The following is a 19,697-nucleotide window of genomic DNA, read 5'->3' as shown; positions in this document are numbered from 1 at the left end:
ACGTCGTCTGTGTTTCAGACCGCCTTTGGCGCGGCGAAACATCCGTCGATGTAGACGAGCGACTCACATCCGGCTCTCGTGGTCTGAGCCACCACTTCTCCGGTGAAAATGGTGTGACTACTGTCGCTGTAAGCATTCACCACGCGGCAATCGAAGCTGCAGACCGCGCCGACCAGACTCGGTGCTCCGGTTTTGAGATCGCACCACAAACCGTCGCCGAAGCGGATATCGCCCTTGCTGCCGTCCTGCCCGGAAAACTTGAGCGCCAGATCGCGATGCTCGACCCCCAGAATATTCCAGCAGAACGACCGACTGCTGAGAATGGTGTCGTGCGCACCGGCAGATCGATTGACGCAAACCAGCACGCTGGGCGGAGCCGCCGACAGTGAGCAGCCCGCCGTCAGTGTCAGACCATGGCGGTTCGGCGCCCGGCCTGCCGTGACGATCGACACGGTGCCCGGCACGCTGCGCATTGCAGCGCGGAATGCTGCGGCATCGAGTGGGCTCGTTTCGGACAGCGGCGGTGTTGCGGACGGCATGGCTACGACCCTTGGATTCATGGGATGGATGCGCCCTCTTTGTCTGGTTGTGAGTCCGGGCATGCAGCGCTGCCCCGGTGAACGTCTGAGCTATCCGGCTGCTTGATAGAACTGGATGACGTTGCCGCCCGGATCCCGCACCTTCACCGCACGGCCGTGACTGGCCATGTCCCGAACTGCGCCGACTTGCGCCCCCATGGCTGCGGCACGCTCCATGGCGGCCTCGAGGTCATCGACATCGAAGACAAGAACGGCATCTTGCAGCTGGTCCGAGACCGACTCCGTCGGTCCGGCGACGCAGAACGCAGCCGCATCGCTCACGAACTGGATCCACTTGCCGGGGTCAGCGAAGCGCACCTTCAGACCCAGGCCTTCGTAGAACTCGGCCAGGCGTCCAGGATCGTTCGCTGTCAAATAGACTTGCTTCAGTTTCACGCTCGACATCCAAACCGTCGCTACCCAAGTGCGATCGTGGGTGGATAGTCGCCCGAGCCTCTCAGCATTACTGCTTGAACAACGCCTGTCACAGAAGCTTCATCAGCATTTTATGCTGTAACAACTTGTCGAGTCGCTAGATCCAACTCTGCATCCGGCCGATCTTTGCCATTTTCTGGTTGACGAGGGTGGGCGTCGTTGCTGCCGAACCTTTTGTCTCACGCAACGCCCGCGGCGTGGTCAGCGAAGTGGGACCAGGGCCACACGCGACGACAGGCGGTTGTACGAAACAGGGCAGCTCTCGACATCGAGCTCTGCTGCACATCCCGTCAAGTGACATGGGGAGCCAATCGATGGAGCGGCGGGCATTACATCTTGACCGAATCCGCGGATCAACGTCGGCCTGCATATCGCATAGGCAAAAAATGTATCAGAAGTAGGCAACTAACCTCCTGATCGCAATGCACAATGCGAAGGTTGACGGTTTTTCAATATAAGTCGATGATTTGTCGAAATCCCACAAGCGCAATTGCGGTTAGCTTTTACCACGCGATTGTCATCACCCCGCAAACGACGGTGATACGCGCTGCAGAAGACTGCCATAATTGGGAGATACGCGATGTCAACGACCTCTCTCGACAGAATAGATATCAAGATCCTCAACGAGCTCCAGCAGAATGCGAGCTTGACCAATGTCGAGCTCGCATCACGCGTGAATCTCTCGCCGTCGCCGTGTCTGGCACGCGTCAGAACACTCGAAAAGCTCGGTGTGATCGATCGACGGATCGCCCTTCTCGATCCCGCCGTGCTCGGCATTGGTGTAACGGCTTTCATCCAGATCAAGCTGGAAAAGCAGGTCCAGACGTCCCTCGAGAATTTCACACGATCCATCGACCGGCTGGCCCAGGTAATGGAATGCTATCTCATGACCGGTGAGAGCGACTACATGCTCCGCGTCATGGCGGCCGACATCGAAGATCTCGAAGACCTGATTGTCAACAAACTATCCCGCATCCCCGGCGTCAGCAGCATTCGATCAAATCTGGCCCTCAAGCGCATTTCGTACAAGACCGTGCTGCCGATCGACACCAATCGGCCGGTCACCGTCAAGGCTTGCGCCAACCCCTCGCGCCCTCTGGAGCGCTCACCAAGACCCCGATACGACCCAACTGGTCCTTTGCTGTCCGATGCGCCGATCGGGCTGGACACCAATCGTCCCAGCTACAGCGTGGAAAGACTATGAGGCGCCCCGCCATGCGCTCCGGCCAGTTGACAATAATGGTGAAGTTAAGATCGGCAGAGTGCTCGAGCGGCGCTGCGAGCCTGACAATCCGCACAAGACCCAACGCGAGCACCCGTCGGTTCCAGCGAGCAGAGCGACCGAGATGACGGGTGTGATCGAAGCGGCCCTGCAGGCGCTCGCCGACGGCGAAATCGTCGTGGTCACCGACGACGACGATCGCGAGGGCGAAGGGGACCTCATCGTTGCCGCCTCGCGGTGTACCGCTGAGAAGATGGCCTTCATCATTCGCCATACATCGGGAATCGTCTGCGCTCCGATTACCCTCGAAGACGCGAGACGCCTGCGGCTTGACCCGATGGTTGTCAACAACGACTCGGCTCACACCACGGCGTTCACCGTGTCAGTGGACTACCGGCCGGATAACGGTACGGGCATCTCGGCCGAAGAGCGGGCCTCGTGCTGCCGTGCACTCGCCAACCCCAACGCCGGCGCCGGCGATTTTTGCCGGCCGGGACACGTCTTCCCGCTGATCGCAAAAGAAGGGGGCGTACTCATGCGCTCGGGTCACACCGAGGCCGCCGTCGACCTGTGCAGACTGGCAGGTCTCGAGCCGGTCGGCGTCATCAGCGAACTGATGAACGACGATGGCTCGGTGATGAACGGGCCGCAAGTCGCGGCGTTCGCCGACAAGCACAAGCTGAAACAGGTCACCATCGCAGACCTCATCAGCTTCCGGCAGGCCCGCGAAACGCTGATCGAGCGCGTCTCGAGCGTCACGGCGGAGAGCCCGATCGGCCCGCTCCAGGGCTATTCGTATCGCTCGCCGTTCGACCCAATTCATCACGTCGCCTATATCTACGGAGAACTGGGCGACGGCACCAACGTCCTTACGCGCTTCTACAAACCCAACATCCTGCGCGATTTGTTCTCGGGTCAGGAACAGGCCAAGATGAACGTCATTCTGCAACGCTTCAAGGATAATGGCAGCGGCGTGCTCGTCTATCTGCGCGACGGCGCGGCGGGCGTTCCGCCTGCGCCGCTAGGCCCGATCAGTTCGCGCGAAGACGACCGTAATCGGCAATGGCGCGAGATCGGCGTCGGCGCCCAGATCCTGCGGGATCTCAAGATCAGCTCCATCCGTCACCTCACGTCGTCGACGCATCACTTCAAGGGACTGTCAGGCTTCGGCATCGAGATCGTCCGAAACGAAGCGCTCTAACTCCAGCCATCCGCGTTGCGAAAGTCCATTAAGCGCGTCCCGCACCTCAGGCATCCGGCGAAGCTTGCAGTTCGTCTCGCGGCAGGTCTCCCCCGGGCCAGCCTGGCCGGCCTCGCGCTCGGAGAAGTAGCGCGCCGGCGATTTGCCAAGCGCCTTCTTGAACATGGTGATGAACGCACTCACCGACTCGTAGCCGAGCGCCTCGGACACGGACTGAACCGTGTTGCCAGCAGACAATTTCTGGATGGCGACGATGATCTGAAGCTGCTGACGCCAGCGACTGAAGGTCATGCCGGTCTCGGCGAGCACAATGCGCATCAGCGTCCGCTCGCCGAGCGCGACGGCTTGCGCCCACTCCGCCACGGTCCTACGGTCGGCCGGATTGTCCATCAAGGCATCGGCGATCATACGCAGTTTCGAACTCCGCGTGATCGGAAGATGCAGCCGTTCGGTCGGCATGGCGATCAACTCGTTGAGGAGCACCGCGGCGATCTGCGCGGGCGGGCCGTCGGGATCGTAGAGCGGGGGCAGCGTCGCCATCCGATGGATCAGCTCGTGCAACAGCGGTGAGATCGACAGCGTGCAGCATTCCTGCGGCACGCTCGCCGCATCCATGTCCACATAGAGAAACAGCAGGCTGGCGTTGCCGCTGACGCGATTGCTGTGGGGCATACCGCCGGGAATCCAGACGCCGCAGCGCGGCGGGACCATCCACAGGCCGCTCGGCACTTCGCACGTCACACCGCCGCGCTGGGCGAGGACGAGCTGTCCCTTGCGATGGATATGAACCGGCAGTTCGTCCTCCTGCTCCCGGGTATCCACCATGCCGGCCACGATCGGACGGTCCAAAATGTCAGGATCGAACCGCCGATAGTGCTGATAGAGCGTGCCGCGCATTGTCATCCTTTAGCAATTAATTGGCAGAATAACGAAATTCTCTCGACGCAGCAACGCCTATGGTCTCCGTGCTTCACGGACGATCACATCATGCCTTCACCATTTCTGTCTCGGCTTCTCGCAGCAGCAGCGCCCGGCCGGCTCGATCCGAAATGGGCGCTGTTCTCGGCGAACTCCTTCATCGCGGCAATACTCGCGATCTATTTTGCCTTCCGGCTCGGATTGGAGCGGCCGTATTGGGCGATGCTCACGGTCTATCTGACCGCACAGCCGTTCGCCGGCGCGGTTCGGTCACGCGCCGTCTACCGCTTTGTCGGGACATTGCTGGGCGCCTGCGCGGCGCTGGCGCTGGTCCCGATCCTGGTCGATCAACCCGCGTTATTGTCGGTTGCCGTTACCGCATGGGCCGGACTCTGCCTCTATATCTCCTTGCAGGACCGCACGCCGCGCAGCTATGCTTTCCTGCTGGCAGGCTACACCGCGACGACAATCGCGTTCTCGAGCGTCCACGTTCCGGCGATGGTATTTGTGACCGCGCTGTCGCGTGTCGAGGAGATCCTGCTCGGCATCGGCTGTGCGACCCTGGTGCACACCCTGCTGTTCCCGCGCGACGTCACTACTCCTGTGCTGAAATCCCTCTGCGCCGCATTGTCGGACGCCTTCGCCCGGACCACCGATGTGCTCTGCGCGCGCGTCGACAAGGCACCGAATACGGGGCGCTGGAAGCTCGCTGCGGGCATCACGCAAATCGAGATCCTGTCGACGCAACTGCGCTACGACACCGCCGCGAGCAAGCCGGACCTGCGCGCCATCGGTGCCGTGCAGGACCAGCTCGCATTGGTCTTGCCGATGCTGCTGTCGGTGGAGGACGGACTCGCCGCCTTGGGAGAGCGGCGCTCGGCCGAGTTGAACCACCTGCTGTCTGAACTCGCCGACTGGACACGTGCGCCAGAGCGATCACCGGCCACTTCCGACGAACTGATCAGAAAGTGCACATCGTTCGAAGCGACCTGTTGCAACGATCGCAGCGAATGGGATCGGCTGATCGAGGCCGGAACCGCGGCCAGATTGGCCACGCTGATCGAAGCGCTGGCTGCCGCGCGAAACCTGTCGCGCGCATTGCACAGCGGTGCTCACCCTGCCATTTGGAGCCAAGCTGGCCTGCGGGATCGACACGTGAGACGACGCCTGCACAGCGATCCCGGCCTTGCCGTTCTGTCGGTCGTCGCTCTTGGCGTCGCCGTGCTCGGCTGCTGCACGGTCTGGATCACGACGGCCTGGCCGGAAGGCGGCGTCGCCACGCAAATCGCCGCCATCGCCGCGGCGCTCTACAGCAGCCTCGACGATCCCGCGCCAACGCTGATTTGCTCCGCGCTCTGGACGCTGGCCTGCCTGCCGATCGCCGCGATCTACCTGTTCGTGATCTTCCCGGCCATCACCGGCTTTCCGATGCTGGTGTTCTCGCTGGCGCCGACCTTTCTGGTGATCGGCTATCTGCAGGCCAATCCCCGGCATTTCATCAAGGCGCTGGCGCTCGGTCTCGGACTGATCAGCGCGCTCGACCTCCAGAACAAATTCAGCGCCGACTTCGCTCTGTTCATCAATAGCAATGCGGCTGCGATGATCGGACTTCTCACAGCGTTCATCGCAATTCGATTGCTGCGTTCACTGTCGGCATCGGGAGCGGCGCAGCGTCTGCTGCGCCACGGCTGGTCCGATCTGGCGAGGCTGGCTGCTGCACGGCGGCCGATGAGCCGCGCCAGATGGACCAGCATCATGCTTGATCGATTCGGCATGGTGATCCCTCGGCTGGCTGGCGCGACGACGGACATCGCGGTGGAAGCCCGTCCTTTGGCCGCGCTGCAAATCGGCCTCGATCTGCTCGCGCTCAGGCAAGCCGCAGTGCACGAGGACGAGCGCAGCGACCCTGGCCTCCAGCAGCTTCTGCCGATGCTGTCGCAGGCATTCCGCTGGCTGGCCCGCGGCAACGCGAAACTGAAGCCTGACGATGCGCGCGCCCTTCTGGCCGCGATCGACAACGCGCTGTGCGACACGCGCAAAGACACGACCGCCTGCCAGCAGCGAACGCTCGCGCTGATCGGCCTGCGTCGGACGATGTTTCCGGATGCTCATGCTTTGTCCAGAAAGGCCATGCCATGAACGAGGAAATCGCCATTGCCGGCGCCTACGTTCCGACGTTTGCGCTGGCCTGTGCTTGTGCGCTCGCGGCCTGCTTTATCGCCTCCGCGGCCAACCGCAAATTCATCGGCGTCCATATTCGAAGGTATGCGTGGCACCCCGCGCTGTTCGACTTCGCCGTCTTCGTCATTCTGACCAAGATCTTCTACGCTGTTCTGGGAAAGCTGCCGCTATGACAACGATGAGTTCGATGTTTCCCCGCATGATGCTCACTGTCCTGATGGTGAGCGTCGCGGCACCGGTCGGCATCGGCATGTGGGAGCATTATGAGGCGGCGCCATGGACACGGGACGGCCGCGTCCGCGCCGACATCATCGCCGTTGCCGCCGATGTCTCCGGGCTGGTCGACGAGGTGCTGGTCCGGGACAATCAGGTCGTCCGCAAGGGCGATATCTTGCTGCGGCTGAATCCCGACCGTTTCCGCCTCGCCGTCCAACAAGCAGAGGCGTCTCTGGCCAACCGCGAAGCCGCCGCGGAGAAGGCAGCGAGCGACCGCGCACGATACGAGAAGCTGAGCGAAGGTGTCGTGTCGCAGCAACAGCGCGAGACGATCCGCGCTACGGATTTGCAAGCCAAGGCGCTTTATGGTGAGGCCGTGGCCGACCTTCAGATCGCGCGGCTCGATCTCGATCGATCCGAAATCCGGGCGCCCGCGAACGGCCGCGTGACCAATTTTGATTTACGGCCCGGCACCTATCTCGCCGCGGGGCGCGGCATCATGGCGCTGATCGACATCGACACCGTGCGTGTCGAAGGCTATTTCGAGGAGACCAAGATCCCGCGGATCCACGTCGGTGACGCCGTTGACGTGAAGCTGATGAGCGGAACGACGCTGAGCGGTCGGGTCGAGAGTATCGCTGGCGGAATCGAGGACCGCGATCGAAGTTTGGGGTCAAGCCTGCTCGCCAGCGTCAATCCATCGTTCTCCTGGGTCAGGCTCGCCCAGCGCATTCCGGTTCGGGTCCGCATCCCGCGCAAAGATGTCGATCGCCTGATCGTCGGAACGACTGCGACGGTGCAAGTCAATGTTGGAAACCGCAACGCACCGCCAAACACCATGGACGTTCTACGGTAACGCTCGGTAACGCGTTCAGCCGGAGCCAAGAAAATCTAATGAAAGCAAAGCTGAATGGCGCGCCCGGAACGATTCGAACGTCCGCCCCTTAGATTCGTAGTCTGGTCCGGAGCATAGAAACAACTAGCGTTTGTTACCGTAAGCGCAAGCAAGAATCGCGAAATAGCGCCGTTTGGCCGCGGCACCAGATGTAGCCAGACCTTGAGAAAGGGCCCGCCGATCGCGCCGGGCCAAGTAGAGGGAGGAAACGACAGATCGGATATCTTTCGCAAACGCCGAATGCAGAATTCGATCGCGGAAATCTAACGAACGACATCGGGCAGCCTACTATCGTGCACATCAGACCGCATTTTGTGCTGAAGTCCGCAGCTCTCAGCGCCATTTTCGGCATTTGACGCGAGGTACGATTTCGACTGCACCAAAAAGCGCGCGCGAAACTTGAAGGGTCCCGATCACCAGGCTCCGCACGTCCAGAACAGCTCATTTCATCGCCCGGCTCAGATCTCGCAATGCCCGCGCCGCCATACCTGCTTTTGCAATTCAGAGCTCCCAATCGCCGAGGGTTCTGCCGAGGATGACTGCCTGGGTTCGCGTTGCGATGATGAGTGTCCATTCCTTTAAATCGCGCGCTGACGAAATCGCGCCTATTTCCCGAGGTACTGTCCTCGATCGTCTCTACCTAGCGCGCGGAGCGTCTTTCTTCTGAAGCTCGACAGGTCGAACAGGAGCCTAGGCACTTTTTCCAGCGCCATCGCCTTGCCTTCGATTGCGAGATGTAGAACTCGCACCAATCTGGCAAGACCGAGTTCTACAAATGCGACCGAACATGCGGATCATTCCCAATCCTGAGCTGGCTGTCTGCAATGACGATGGATGCTGCTAGATCAGGTCTTCTCTCCAGAACGACGTATCGACATGCCGCGGCAAATTCCTCCTCCTGAACGCTCAAAGGTACCTTGACCTCCCTCCGAGAAGTTCCCGCCATATTCGGGTCCCATATGAACGATCGGCAGCGAGACACCTGATGCAGGCTCATGTTTTGAATTTCTAGTGGCTCGCGCGCTTGGTCGACCTCTTCGCTCCCGGCAACACATCCGTGCAAACACCTTCGTACTTCGGCAGCAAGGCCTATTGTTTCTCCGAACGTCGGATGCGGATGAATGGTTTTGCTGATATCAATTGCATCGGCGCCCATCTCGATCGCCGGACAGATTCTCCGATCATGTCGCCAGCCTGCGGGCCAACGATCACACCGTCGATGATCCGGCGAGTCTCTTGGTCGATGATCAGCTTGGTCGGCAAACTGGCCTTTCTGGCCGGTCAACGCAGTGTCCCGGCACATGCAGGCCCCTGGCCAGTTGCATAGCCGCATCACATTCGGCGCTTTGGGGGTGACGGATGCGATTTCGGCACAAAATGCCGGGGTCGTTATGAGAATAGGCAAAGACAAACTGTACGAGACACGACGTTGTGGTGTTTGGTACAAGAGCGTTTTGCCCTGACTTCACTGGCCGCGAAGCGCGGCTCTTTGGTCACTTGTTGTGGGCACAATCAACGAATTGGGCGAGATCTCTGCTCTCGCACCATGCACGGCTTGCTTGGCAGCGATGCACCGCATCTTTCAAAATTTCATTGATCTCCTAGCGACCGCAGAAGATCTCCAAGACTTCTCCAAAGCCATGGCGGACACAGCGACCGCTTTGGACCTATCGTGTTTTGCCTATCTAGCTCTCCAGCACTCAAGCAAAGGCAAACCGCGCCTAATCTCTACATATCCATCGCGGTGGGTAGCACACTATCTACGAAGCAATTATCAAGTGCTTGATCCCGTCATCGGAGAAGCTCTTCGAAACCCCGAGCCCTTTCGATGGGGGGTTAATTTCAACTCGAAGTTCACATCGAAAGCACAGCATCGGCTTTTCGAAGAGGCCGCGGAATTCGGAATTCGGTTTGGCTTTACGGTGCCCATTCACGATGGCCACGGCCCCATCGCTGCATTGACCTTTGCCGTTGACCAGAGCCGCCCACAATTCGAACGGTTCATTGAATCGCATGGACGCGTTCTTCAGCTTATGGCGATGTATTTCCATGCTCATACCCGCCGAAAGCTAGCAAATGTACACGAAATAGAGGGGGCATGCCTATCCCCGCGCGAGTTCGAATGCTTGGAGTGGGCAGCTCGGGGCAAGAGCGCTTGGGAGATTGGATGCATTCTCGGCATCTCGCGCAACACGGTTGCCTTCTACCTAGAAGGCGCGAAGAAAAAACTCGGTGTTCGGACGATTGTGCAAGCGGTAGCCCGCTTAGCCGCCGTGAAAAGAAAAGGGCAAAATTAGGGGCGCAGCCCCCTACAACTACAGGTAATGACTTAAGACCCGTGATCCGCTCCAAAGGTGACGATGTACACACCCCTTGGAGGGACTATGATTCAGCTAATCACACCGTCCTTGTATGGCCAGTTCGCCGAAACTCTCGCCGAAATGCATCGGTTACGATATCGCGTTTTCAAAAATCGCATGGCATGGGACGTTCAGACCAGCGGCGACATGGAGATCGACGATTTCGATGCACTGCATCCCGCTTACCTAGTCCAGCTATGTGACAACGGGCAGGTGCAAGGTTCCGTACGCCTCCTCCCCACACTCGGCCCGACCATGCTTTGCGAAACCTTTCCTACGCTTCTTGAAAACCAACCCGCGCCGTCAACTCCTCTCGTTTGGGAAAGTAGTAGATTCGCAATCGATGTTGCTGCCGATGCTCCGAAGGGAGATCACGGTCTTACTCGTGCTGCTTACGAGCTATTTGCGGGAATGGTCGAGTTCGGACTCTCAAGACAACTCACTGACATCGTTACCGTCACGGACGTCCGTATTGAGCGAATCCTTCGACGAGCCAGTTGGCCCCTGCGGCGCATTGGCAATCCTTCCGCCATTGGCAACACCTTAGCCGTGGCCGGTTACCTCGAGATTTCGCGCGATACTCTGGCCAGCCTTCGTAAAGCCGGCGGGCTTTCGGCACCGGCCCTTTGGACGCCAGTAATCTCCGCGGCCGCATAGGACGATCCAGGCCAACAAACGATATGCCCGTCCCCGCCTAGAGCGGGGACGGGTATCTTGCGGTTCGCTTACCGAGCTATGAACATGGCGGAAATTGAGACCAGGAACGACCAGCGAAACGCAGCGAGAGCTATTGACCTGCAACAGCTTCGACTCGCGGTCGCCGCTTGTGACTACGGTAGCTTTCGACGAGCCGCGGAAGCGCTTTCAATCAAGCACACCGCGTTCAGCCGTGCTATCGGTCAGCTCGAGCACCTCGTGGGCACTTCACTGTTTGAGCGCTCAAGCGGGGGTATCAAGCCTACGTTGACCGGATGCGCAATTTTGCGCATTGCACGGCTAATACTGGAGCAGGTCGACATGCTCGTTGATGCCGGAAGGTCCGGTGGCCGCGGCGATACTGGCCATCTTGTCGTCGGTTTCTTCACATCCATGTCCACCGGCAATTTGCGAGCGACGATAGGTGAGCTCAAGAAGCTGCTACCAGGGCTTGAACTGGCAACGATGGAACGCTCACGCTTTCGTTTGATGACTGCCCTCGGTAACGGAACCGTCGACGTTGTCGTTAGCCCTGGACGTCCGGCTTCAAAGGACACAAGATCACTATTGCTCTGGAGCGAACGCATCCTGATCTCGCTGCCGCAGGATCATGTCTTGGCGGCACGCGAGATCGTCTATTGGACAGATTTGCGTAACGAAAAGATCCTTCTAAGTGAGTATGATCCAGGACGAGAGCTCGAGGATCTTTTGATTTCGAAGCTCGTACTACCCGACGATCGGCCCAAGGTAGAGCGCCATGACGTAAGCCGCGGCATTATCAAGAGTCTTACGAGTATGGGCATGGGGCTCAGTCTGGCTATGGAATCGGATATTGGCACAAGCTTCGCTGGCGTTGTGTACCGAGAGTTGCAGGACGGAACGGGACCAAGCCGGGTGGACTTCTATGCGCATTGGCGCGAAGACAATCAGAATCCGGCTCTGAAGCGTTTCCTCAATCTGTTGGCAGAACGCTATCCCTCGCCTCCGCCAACACCCGGGGCGTGACCGGCCCGTCTCGCTTTTGCAAATCCGCGGTCCGTGGCCATGAAGCGGGCCAGCATCGGCGCGACAAGCTTTGCCGGATCGATCCGCTGCCCGCTTTCGCGCGCCATGGCCTCCGCATAGGCGACAAGATCCCGATGCACTGATGCCGGAAGTTCAGTGGTGACCTTGACCGGTTTGTCGTCGGGCAGCGCTCCTATTCTAAGCTTTGGCATCTCCTACCCTCCGTAAGGCGCAAGTATAAGGTCACGATTGACGACAACGCGAACTGGGAAGCCGGGTCGCACGGTAAGAGTAGGCTGAATGTTGAGGCTGCGCCGAACTACCTGCTGCCCGGTTTGGTTCAGTGAATCCGAGGCGCCGTGGCGCAATGCCTGGATAATTGCGCTGTCGCTGCTGTTGGTGTCCGAACCGGCGCCAAGTTCAGTCCCGACCGCCAAGAAGGTCGATAGTGCCGCGGCCTTGAACAGTTCACCCCAATGATTGTCGACCTGGTCTTCGAGCCCGGCGTAGCCTGAGGCGTCTGCACCAGGCTGCCGCTCCAGAACAATTGAGCGGCCGTTCGGCATGATCAGCCGCGTCCAGACCAGCAGAACGCGGGACTGGCCGAACGAAACCTGGCTGTCATAACTGCCAATTAGCTTCGCTCCTTGTGGCACGAGCAAAAAGCGTCCGGTCGGAGTGTCGTATAAATTCTCCGTCACTTGCGCCGTGACTTGGCCGGGAAGGTCTGACCTAATCCCGGTGATCAACGCTCCTGGAATCACCGTCCCAGCCTGCACAATGTATGGTGAAGCGGGCCTGCTGACGCGGTCAGGGCTTACCGTGCGGCGATCCACAGAACCGTTCACAAACGCAATTTTTCGGTCCTGCGCGTTTTGCGCAGATCCATCCTCGCTGGTGCTCGATGCATTCGGCGGCAGGAAGCGCTCGCCTCCGGCTGCCGTAGCGGCGGGTGGACGCACCTCTCTCCCGTTGCTCGGAGCGAACAGATGGCTGATGCGGGCCGCCTCGCTCTCTTGATCCCGGCGTTGCTGTTCCGGATCACCACCGATTGTCGGCGACTGGCCTTGAGCGGCCAGGATCGGTCGACCGAGGTCGCCTGGGAGCGGCGGACCAAGCTGCGGCACGGTTTGGCGTGAAGCGCCCGTGTAGTCCTTCGGCAGCGCCTCGACTCCATCGGCAAGATTGTGATGATCCGTGCTATAGAGCTCGTCGGTCGTCTGGTTGCGTGGGCGATTGCTCTGGAGCGACCACAACACGGCTCCGCCGACGACAAGCAAGGCGACAGCGCTGCCGCCGGCGAGAACTTTGCGGGACAGTCGCGTGACCCGCGGAGGTTCGGCGCGCAGGCGGAAGCTCCTGGATTGCTCCTCCGGTGTTTGCGGGGGATTAGACCCGTCCCGATTGTTTTCATCCTGCGTGTTCATGATGACGGCCTCCCGTCAGTCCTGACAATTCTGACCTTCTGCTGGTGCTCACCGCCGAGCCGCAGTTCTGCGGCTGCAAACAGCCGGTCCACAATCAGCACATTGCCGTAGGCGCGATAATTGACGAGCTCGGTCTTGCCGTCCGGGCCGATGACGAACAACGGTGGCATCTCGCCCTGCACGATCCCTTGCGGGAATTCGATATAGACCTTTCGGCCGTCGTCATACGCCGCGAGCGGCCGCCAGGGTGGACTGTCGCCCTCGATCGCGTAACGAAACACACGCTGCGCCGGATCTGGAATTGCGGGTCTGAGGGCGACTGAGCGCGATCGTTCGCGAACGGTTTCCGGATAGTACCAGGCGACAGACGGCATGTACGGCCGCTCGCGAGAGCGGAGCTCGATCAGGTAGGTGCGCCGGTCGGTATTGACGACAAGATTGGTTTCGATCGACGCCCGGGTCGGCTTGACCAGGATGTGGACGCGACGGGTGTCGCCGCTACCACTTTCCGTATCGCCTACGACCCAGCGCACGGTATCTCCGGCCGCGATCGGTCCAGATCCCGTCAATTGCTCTCCCTCTTCCAGAGCGATGTCCGTGATCTGTCCGGGAGCGGCGTAGACCTGGTAGAGCGCCCCAGGGCTGAAGGCGTAAATCTGCGCCGCGTTGAAGTACCCTTTTTTGCGCGGCTCCACGCGCGCCGCGCTGTTTGCGGTCTCAACCCGGCTCACGGGTTCAACGTCTTCCTTGGCCCCTGATTTACCGCCGGGAACGGGTTTCCAGAGCGGCGGAACGTGAAGCGGGCGAGATCGGTCTTCGAGCGCCACTGGAGGCGCCGGCAATGGCGGGACCTCGGCGTCATAGCTGATTTCCGGCGGAATGTAGGTGGCACATCCAGCGAGGGCTGATGTGCCAAGCAGCAGGGCTGGTAAAAGGGCTCGCCTCAAACCCGCGAGCTTGCACCTGCGCGAGCTGAACCTGCGGTATTGGATCGGACCTTTTGAACTCATGTCACGCGTCGTCTTGATCACTGCCCCAGCTCCTTCGACCAGTTGATGGCGCGGACATAGACGCCAAGGGGATTCTTGCGCAGGCGTTCGGCATCGCGCGGCGTCTCGATTGCCACCGTGAGAATCGCGGTCCAGCGCTCGGTCGCACTCAGCGAGCCATTCTCGTAGATGCGTTGGGTCCATGCGACCCGGAAGCTCTCTGAAGACGCACGGATGACGCTCGACACATCGACGGAGATCTGCGCCTTGCCCAGCTTGGCAAAGGGGTCATTGTTGCGTGCAAAATCGTTGAGCGCGGCCGCGCCACGATCGGTCGTAAAGTCATACGCCCTAAGCCAATTCTGGCGCAGAACGATGCCGTCGGCCGGCAAGCCTCTGACGTCCTCGATAAAGCGCGCCAGGTGATAGGCGATCTGAGCATCTGTGGGCTGGTAATCGATGTTGGCTGGCGCGACACGTTGGGCCTGGCCCAGGCGATCAACCTCAACCACCCAAGGCGTGATCGATCCCTGTGCTGACTGCCAAACAAGTCCACCGGCCAGGCCGCCCGAGAGCATGAGGCAACCAAAGGCCATCAAGCGCCAATTCCTGGCCTGCACGCGCGCCGATCCAATGCGTTCGTCCCAGACCTGCGCTGCCTTTTGGTAGGGCGTGACAGGTTCGGGCATGCGCCCGTAGTGAACGGAAGGTCGTCTGAACATGGATAGTTGCCCCTGAGATCGAGTGATTGGCTTGAACTGGTGCGGCGTGCCGTTTGAGGCCCTGCTGACGGCGGGCGGTAGATTGGCGGTTGGCTGGCTCTCAGCGCTCCCCTTCTGAGAGATCGACAGAAGAGCCGCTGCCGCCATGATCACCAGAGCGCACTGCCTGGCCGGCCGCCGACGCGCCGTGCCGAATGGTCTGGGCTCGCTTCATGCGCCGCGCCCAATCGGGCTGCCCCTCTGCGGACGTGCTCGCAGCCGGATCGCTCGCCTGCCCGCTGCCGGCGAATGCGGCCGCGGCTCGACGTAACGGGCTCATGAGCGTCGAGCCACCCGCCTCGGCGACACCAGCAAGACCGCCGGTTCGATACGCCGCGGATGTGCCGCTCACGATGGCAGCTCCACCGCGCCCCGCGCCTGCAAACGCACCACCAGCCAGACCAGCGCCACCGGCGGCAAGGCCGGCACCTGCCGCAATGACGCCGCCGGCAGCAAGGCCTGTTCCAATTGCGGCGCCGGCGCCGAGCTGCGGTCCGCCTGACACTAGCCCGTTTGCGATTCCCGGTCCGAAGATACCGAGGCCCAGCAGGGAGAGCGCCGCAAGCACCAGCGTCATCGCATCTTCGATTGTTGGCTGCGCGCCGCCAAAACCCGCCGTGAACTGTGAGAACAAGGTTGAGCCAATGCCGACGATGACGGCCAGGACCAAAACCTTGATCCCAGAGGATATGACGTTGCCGAGGACCCGTTCTGCCGCGAAGGCCGTCTTGCCAAACAGGCCAAAGGGAATGAGCACGAAGCCGGCCAACGTCGTGAGCTTGAACTCGATCAGCGTGACAAAGAGCTGGATCGCTAAAATAAAGAAGGCGAGCAGCACCACGACCCACGCGAACAAGAGAACGACAATCTGAACGAAATTCTCGAAGAAGCTGATGTAGCCCATCAGGTTAGAGATCGAATCGAGCATCGGCCTTCCAGCATCGAGCCCGACCTGAGCGATCTTTCCCGGTCGCAGGAAGTCTGATGCGGAGAGGCTTGAACCGGACGCTTTCAAACCAAGCCCGGCAAAGCTCTCGAAGACGATCCTTGCGAGGTTGTTCCAATTGCCAATCAGATACGCAAAGACGCCAACGAAGAGCGTTTTCTTGACGAGACGCGCGATGATGTCCTCGTCCGGCCCCCAACTCCAGAATAAGGCGGCAAGCGTGATGTCGATGGCGGCAAGCGTTGTCGCGAGATACCCGACCTCACCACCCAAAAGCCCGAAGCCGTTGTCGATGTAGCGGGTGAATGTCTCGAGGAACTGGTCGATGATGCCGGTGCCGCTCATGGCTTACCTTCCTCGGGCACCCGGGCGGGCGGATATCCTTGTGGCATCCGGCTCTGATCTTTCGGCACCGCTGTCACGCCGGTTTCTACAGCGGCAGCACCGTCCCGCCTGACAAAGAAGCGACGGCGGTTTTGGGCCCAGACCTTCTGACAATGCTGATAGTCCGCTGCATCTTCGAAGGAGACGGTGCGGCAGCGCGCAAGCTCGGAACGATCGATGTCTTTGGTCTGCTCTGCCGTTGGCGACGCAGAGGTCTCTTCCCCGCCACGGAGGTGAATTGCGCAGCCTGCGACCACCAGCACCCCGACTGAAATGAGTAGCGACAACGCCTTGAATGGGCCTGTATCGGTCATCAGTGGAACATCCGCACGTCCTGGGATTGATAGCCCTGCCCTGGCGTCAGAAATCGCCGGAGCTGTTCTCGTCCTTGGTCCTGGGCTGCTGCGCGCTGCGCCGCCTCAAGGCTCTGCGCCCTGCCCTGTGCCGCGACAGTGGCGGTGAGATCGGCAAGCTGCTGCGCCTGGAGCGCGAGGATCTGGTTGCCGGCCTGGGTCGCCTGGAGGGCGCCGCTGGCACCCTGGCTCGACGTCACCAGCGCCGATGTCTGGACGCGGTTGGTATCGAGGTTGCCGACGACACCAGCCTGGACCCGGAGCGCGTCCTGCAACGCCGCGACAGAATTCTGCCACCGCGATTGCGCATTGGTGATCAGCAACTGGCTGGACTGGCTGCCGTTCGCCGGCGCATAGCTGGTCGAGAACGCGCGGTCGATCTGCTGGACGTCGTAGGCGATCCTCTGGGCCTGGGCCAGCAATTGCTGAGTCCGCTGGATCGAGGATTGCAGTTGCTGCAGCGAGGAGTACGGCAGGCTTGCCAGATTCCTTGCCTGGTTGATCAGCATCTGCGCTTCGTTCTGCAACGAGGTGATCTGATTGCTGATCTGCTGCAGCTCGCGCGCGGCGGTCAGTACGTTCTGGACGTAGTTGTTGGGATCGAAGACGATCCACTGCGCTCCTGCGGGCGCCGCGATGCAAAGGGTCAGGGCAATGCTGCCAGCGGCGGCGAATAGACCAGGGCGCCTCATTGCGACTTCTCCAGATTGACGAGGCCGGGAATCAGGTCCGTGGCCCAGGCGACGCCGCGGTGCTGGAGCCAGGCCGGCACGAAGCCGTCGGATCCATGTTCGGCGAAGAGCTGTGCGATGGCAGCCTGGTCTGTCTTGGATGACGCTGCCGTGAAGGCGAGCGCAACCTCCCCCAGACCAAGCTCGAACATCCTGTTGCCCCGGCGCGACTGGCAGTAGTAGTCACGCTTGGGCGTCGCCCGGCTCAGAAGCTCGATCTGGCGATCATTCAGGCCGAAACGGCGATAGATCGCCGTAATCTGCGGTTCGATCGCCCGCTCGTTCGGCAGCAACAAGCGTGTTGGACAGCTTTCGATGATCGCCGGCGCGATCGCCGAACCATCGATGTCCGAAAGCGATTGGGTGGCGAAGATGACAGACGCATTCTTCTTGCGAAGCGTCTTTAGCCACTCGCGAAGCTGGCCGGCGAAATCGTCATCGTCGAGGGCAAGCCACCCTTCATCGACAATGAGAAGCGTGGGACGGCCGTCGAGACGGTCCCCAATGCGATGAAACAGGTACGCCAGCACGGCAGGCGCCGCGCTCGTTCCGATCAACCCTTCGGTCTCGAACGCCTGGACGGAGGATTCGCCAAGGCGCTCGAATTCAGCATCGAGCAGCCGGCCGGATGGTCCGCCCAGGCAATAGGGTTGAAGAGCACGCTTCAGGGAGTTCGATTGCAGAAGGACTGACAGGCCCGTAAGCGTACGTTCCTCCCTCGGTGCTGATGCGAGAGACGTCAGCGCCGACCACAGATGGTCCTTGACCTCCGGGGTGCTCTCGACCTTTTCGCGTGCCAGGATCGCACCAATCCATTCGGTGGCCCATCCGCGCTCGGAAGCGTCGTCGATCCAGGCCAACGGCTGCAGCGCGACGGCTTCATCGCCTCCATCAGACAAGGCACCACCGAGATCATGCCAATCGCCGCCCATGGCGAGCGCGGCCGCGCGGATCGAACCACCGAAGTCGAACGCAAACACTTGGGAGTTCGGGTAACGGCGGAACTGCATTGCCATCAGCGCCAGCAGGACCGACTTGCCAGCACCTGTCGGCCCCACCACCAGAGTATGGCCGACATCACCGACGTGGAGCGAAAACCGGAAGGGGGTTGATCCCTCGGTCTTTCCGAACAGCAGTGGCGGACCGCCAAAATGCAGATCTCGCGCCTCGCCCGCCCATACGGCCGACATCGGAATCATATGGGCGAGGTTGAGAGTCGACACCGGAGGCTGCCGCACATTGGCATAGACATGCCCGGGCAGACTGCCGAGCCAGGCCTCCACTGCGTTCACCGTCTCGATCATGCAGGTGAAATCCCGGCCCTGGATGACCTTCTCGACCAGCCGGAGCTTTTCATCGGCAGCATTGGGATCGCCGTCCCAGACGATTACGGTCGCCGTGACGAAGGCCTGCCCGATCTGGTCCGATCCCAGTTCCTGCAGGGCAGCGTCGGCATCAAGCGTCTTGTTATGGGCGTCGGTATCGAGCAGCGTCGAGGCCTCATTGGTCATGACCTCCTTGAGAATGGCCCCGATCGACTTCCGCTTGGCGAACCACTGGCGGCGGATCTTGGTCAAAAGCTTGGTGGCATCGGTCTTGTCGAGCATGATGGCCCGGGTCGACCAGCGATACGAGAATGGCAGGCGATTGAGGTCATCCAGAATTCCCGGCGTGGTCGCACCCGGGAAGCCAACGACGGTGAGAACTCGCAGACTGGCCGAGCCCAGCATCGGCTCGAGCCCGCCGGTCAGCGGCTGGTCCGCCAACAGCGCATCGATGTACATGGGAATTTCGGGCACGCGAACGCGATGCCGCCTGGTCGAAATCGTCGAGTGCAGATAGGTCAGCGTGGCCTGATCATCGAGCCATGCGCATTCAGGCATGAAGCCTTCCAGAAGCCCCAGCACGCGGCTGGTTTGGTCGACGAACCCGCGGAGCACCTCGCGAGCGTCTGCGCCAACAGAGCGATCGCGCCCCTCATAGAGCAGTTGCTCTGCCTTGGCTGCGCCCTCCTCCGGTGGCAGATAGAGGAAGGTCAGGAAATAACTGGACTCGTAGTGTGCACCCGCTTCTTCGAACTGGGCCCTGCGTTCTGCATCGACCAGCGCGGATGCGGCATCCGGAAAGATGCTCGGAGGATAGGCTCCCGCAAAATGGCGCTGCGCCTCGACAAATACGGCCCAGCCCGATCCGAGGCGGCGCAGGGCGTTGTTCAGACGGCCGGCGACGGCGACGAGTTCGGCCGGCACTGCGCTGTCGAGGTCGGGGCCGCGGAATTTCGCCGTTCGTTGGAACGAGCCATCCTTGTTCAGGACGATGCCCTCATCGACCAGGGCGGCCCAAGGCAGGAAGTCGGCAAGACGCGCGTTGGAATGACGATATTCGGCAAGGTTCATCAT

At 60.8% G+C, this 19,697-nt stretch carries 19 protein-coding genes and 1 pseudogene; 8 read left to right on the top strand and 12 right to left on the bottom strand.

The window, feature by feature from the left end:
* Window positions 1–14: 14 nt before the first annotated feature.
* Window positions 15–473 carry a flavin reductase family protein gene (locus ABIB91_RS20515; protein ID WP_246648545.1) on the bottom strand — a complete coding sequence of 153 codons (459 nt, stop codon included), beginning with the start codon at window positions 471–473 and terminating at the stop codon, window positions 15–17.
* Window positions 474–629: 156 nt separating this feature from the next.
* Entirely contained in the window at window positions 630–983 is a 354-nt protein-coding gene (locus ABIB91_RS20510; RefSeq protein ID WP_007594462.1) for a VOC family protein, read from the bottom strand.
* Window positions 984–1,593: 610 nt separating this feature from the next.
* Here ABIB91_RS20510 and ABIB91_RS20505 point away from each other — a divergent pair.
* Both ABIB91_RS20505 and ribB read left to right on the top strand, forming a co-directional pair.
* A complete protein-coding gene (locus ABIB91_RS20505; protein ID WP_007594470.1) occupies window positions 1,594–2,217 on the top strand; it encodes an Lrp/AsnC family transcriptional regulator in 624 nt (207 codons plus the stop codon).
* Window positions 2,218–2,359: 142 nt separating this feature from the next.
* Window positions 2,360–3,436: a 3,4-dihydroxy-2-butanone-4-phosphate synthase gene (ribB, locus tag ABIB91_RS20500; RefSeq protein ID WP_354165218.1), complete on the top strand. Its 1,077-nt coding sequence runs from the start codon at window positions 2,360–2,362 to the stop codon at window positions 3,434–3,436.
* On the opposite strand, the gene ABIB91_RS20495 is transcribed toward ribB, so the two are convergent.
* Entirely contained in the window at window positions 3,395–4,333 is a 939-nt protein-coding gene (locus ABIB91_RS20495; protein ID WP_148754953.1) for an AraC family transcriptional regulator, read from the bottom strand. The two genes, ribB and ABIB91_RS20495, sit on opposite strands and share 42 nt — an antisense overlap.
* Before the next feature lie 90 nt (window positions 4,334–4,423).
* Here ABIB91_RS20495 and ABIB91_RS20490 point away from each other — a divergent pair, with 90 nt between their 5' ends.
* The 3 genes from ABIB91_RS20490 to ABIB91_RS20480 are packed head-to-tail and all read left to right on the top strand — an operon-like array spanning window position 4,424 to window position 7,607.
* Window positions 4,424–6,493 carry an FUSC family protein gene (locus tag ABIB91_RS20490; RefSeq protein WP_354164973.1) on the top strand — a complete coding sequence of 690 codons (2,070 nt, stop codon included), beginning with the start codon at window positions 4,424–4,426 and terminating at the stop codon, window positions 6,491–6,493.
* A complete protein-coding gene (locus ABIB91_RS20485; protein WP_219679320.1) occupies window positions 6,490–6,708 on the top strand; it encodes a DUF1656 domain-containing protein in 219 nt (72 codons plus the stop codon). Before ABIB91_RS20490 ends, ABIB91_RS20485 begins: the two co-directional genes overlap by 4 nt.
* Window positions 6,705–7,607 carry an efflux RND transporter periplasmic adaptor subunit gene (locus tag ABIB91_RS20480; RefSeq protein ID WP_007594476.1) on the top strand — a complete coding sequence of 301 codons (903 nt, stop codon included), beginning with the start codon at window positions 6,705–6,707 and terminating at the stop codon, window positions 7,605–7,607. Before ABIB91_RS20485 ends, ABIB91_RS20480 begins: the two co-directional genes overlap by 4 nt.
* 1,047 nt (window positions 7,608–8,654) lie before the next feature.
* Here the strand turns inward: ABIB91_RS20480 and ABIB91_RS20475 are convergent.
* Window positions 8,655–8,903: pseudogene (locus ABIB91_RS20475) on the bottom strand (oxidoreductase dimerization domain-containing protein); the annotation flags it as partial.
* Window positions 8,904–9,214: 311 nt separating this feature from the next.
* On the opposite strand from ABIB91_RS20475, the gene ABIB91_RS20470 reads away from it, so the two are divergent.
* The 3 genes from ABIB91_RS20470 (at window position 9,215) to ABIB91_RS20460 (ending at window position 11,707) form a co-directional block, all read left to right on the top strand.
* Window positions 9,215–9,943, top strand: coding sequence for a LuxR family transcriptional regulator (locus tag ABIB91_RS20470; RefSeq protein WP_354165215.1), 729 nt, complete (start codon window positions 9,215–9,217; stop codon window positions 9,941–9,943).
* Window positions 9,944–10,030: 87 nt separating this feature from the next.
* A complete protein-coding gene (locus tag ABIB91_RS20465; RefSeq protein ID WP_354164968.1) occupies window positions 10,031–10,663 on the top strand; it encodes an acyl-homoserine-lactone synthase in 633 nt (210 codons plus the stop codon).
* A gap of 84 nt (window positions 10,664–10,747) precedes the next feature.
* Window positions 10,748–11,707, top strand: a complete 960-nt coding sequence (locus ABIB91_RS20460; RefSeq protein ID WP_354164965.1) for a LysR family transcriptional regulator — start codon at window positions 10,748–10,750, stop codon at window positions 11,705–11,707.
* Here the strand turns inward: ABIB91_RS20460 and ABIB91_RS20455 are convergent.
* The 8 genes from ABIB91_RS20455 to trbE all read right to left on the bottom strand — a co-directional run bounded on the left by ABIB91_RS20455 (window position 11,674) and on the right by trbE (window position 19,697).
* Window positions 11,674–11,919 (bottom strand): DUF2274 domain-containing protein, encoded by a 246-nt coding sequence (locus ABIB91_RS20455; RefSeq protein WP_007594481.1) that lies wholly within the window; start codon window positions 11,917–11,919, stop codon window positions 11,674–11,676. The two genes, ABIB91_RS20460 and ABIB91_RS20455, sit on opposite strands and share 34 nt — an antisense overlap.
* Before the next feature lie 3 nt (window positions 11,920–11,922).
* Window positions 11,923–13,134, bottom strand: coding sequence for a TraB/TrbI/VirB10 family type IV secretion system protein (locus ABIB91_RS20450; protein ID WP_354164962.1), 1,212 nt, complete (start codon window positions 13,132–13,134; stop codon window positions 11,923–11,925).
* On the bottom strand, window positions 13,131–14,165 hold the full coding sequence (gene trbG / locus ABIB91_RS20445) for a P-type conjugative transfer protein TrbG (RefSeq protein ID WP_502917000.1): 1,035 nt from the start codon (window positions 14,163–14,165) through the stop codon (window positions 13,131–13,133). Before trbG ends, ABIB91_RS20450 begins: the two co-directional genes overlap by 4 nt.
* Window positions 14,162–14,845, bottom strand: coding sequence for a conjugal transfer protein TrbF (gene trbF, locus ABIB91_RS20440; protein WP_354165209.1), 684 nt, complete (start codon window positions 14,843–14,845; stop codon window positions 14,162–14,164). The genes trbG and trbF overlap by 4 nt, the downstream gene beginning before the upstream one ends.
* A gap of 100 nt (window positions 14,846–14,945) precedes the next feature.
* Entirely contained in the window at window positions 14,946–16,175 is a 1,230-nt protein-coding gene (gene trbL, locus ABIB91_RS20435; RefSeq protein ID WP_354164959.1) for a P-type conjugative transfer protein TrbL, read from the bottom strand.
* Window positions 16,172–16,528, bottom strand: coding sequence for a putative entry exclusion protein TrbK-alt (trbK-alt, locus tag ABIB91_RS20430; RefSeq protein ID WP_354164956.1), 357 nt, complete (start codon window positions 16,526–16,528; stop codon window positions 16,172–16,174). The genes trbL and trbK-alt overlap by 4 nt, the downstream gene beginning before the upstream one ends.
* Window positions 16,528–17,259 carry a P-type conjugative transfer protein TrbJ gene (trbJ, locus tag ABIB91_RS20425; RefSeq protein WP_354164953.1) on the bottom strand — a complete coding sequence of 244 codons (732 nt, stop codon included), beginning with the start codon at window positions 17,257–17,259 and terminating at the stop codon, window positions 16,528–16,530. The genes trbK-alt and trbJ overlap by 1 nt, the downstream gene beginning before the upstream one ends.
* Window positions 17,256–19,697, bottom strand: a complete 2,442-nt coding sequence (gene trbE, locus ABIB91_RS20420) for a conjugal transfer protein TrbE (protein ID WP_354164950.1) — start codon at window positions 19,695–19,697, stop codon at window positions 17,256–17,258. The genes trbJ and trbE overlap by 4 nt, the downstream gene beginning before the upstream one ends.

The sequence above is a fragment of the Bradyrhizobium sp. JR4.3 genome, assembly GCF_040547695.1.
Lineage (GTDB): Bacteria > Pseudomonadota > Alphaproteobacteria > Rhizobiales > Xanthobacteraceae > Bradyrhizobium > Bradyrhizobium canariense.
The sequence above is the reverse complement of the archived record's forward strand: the minus strand, read 5'-3'. Positions and strand labels throughout refer to the sequence as shown.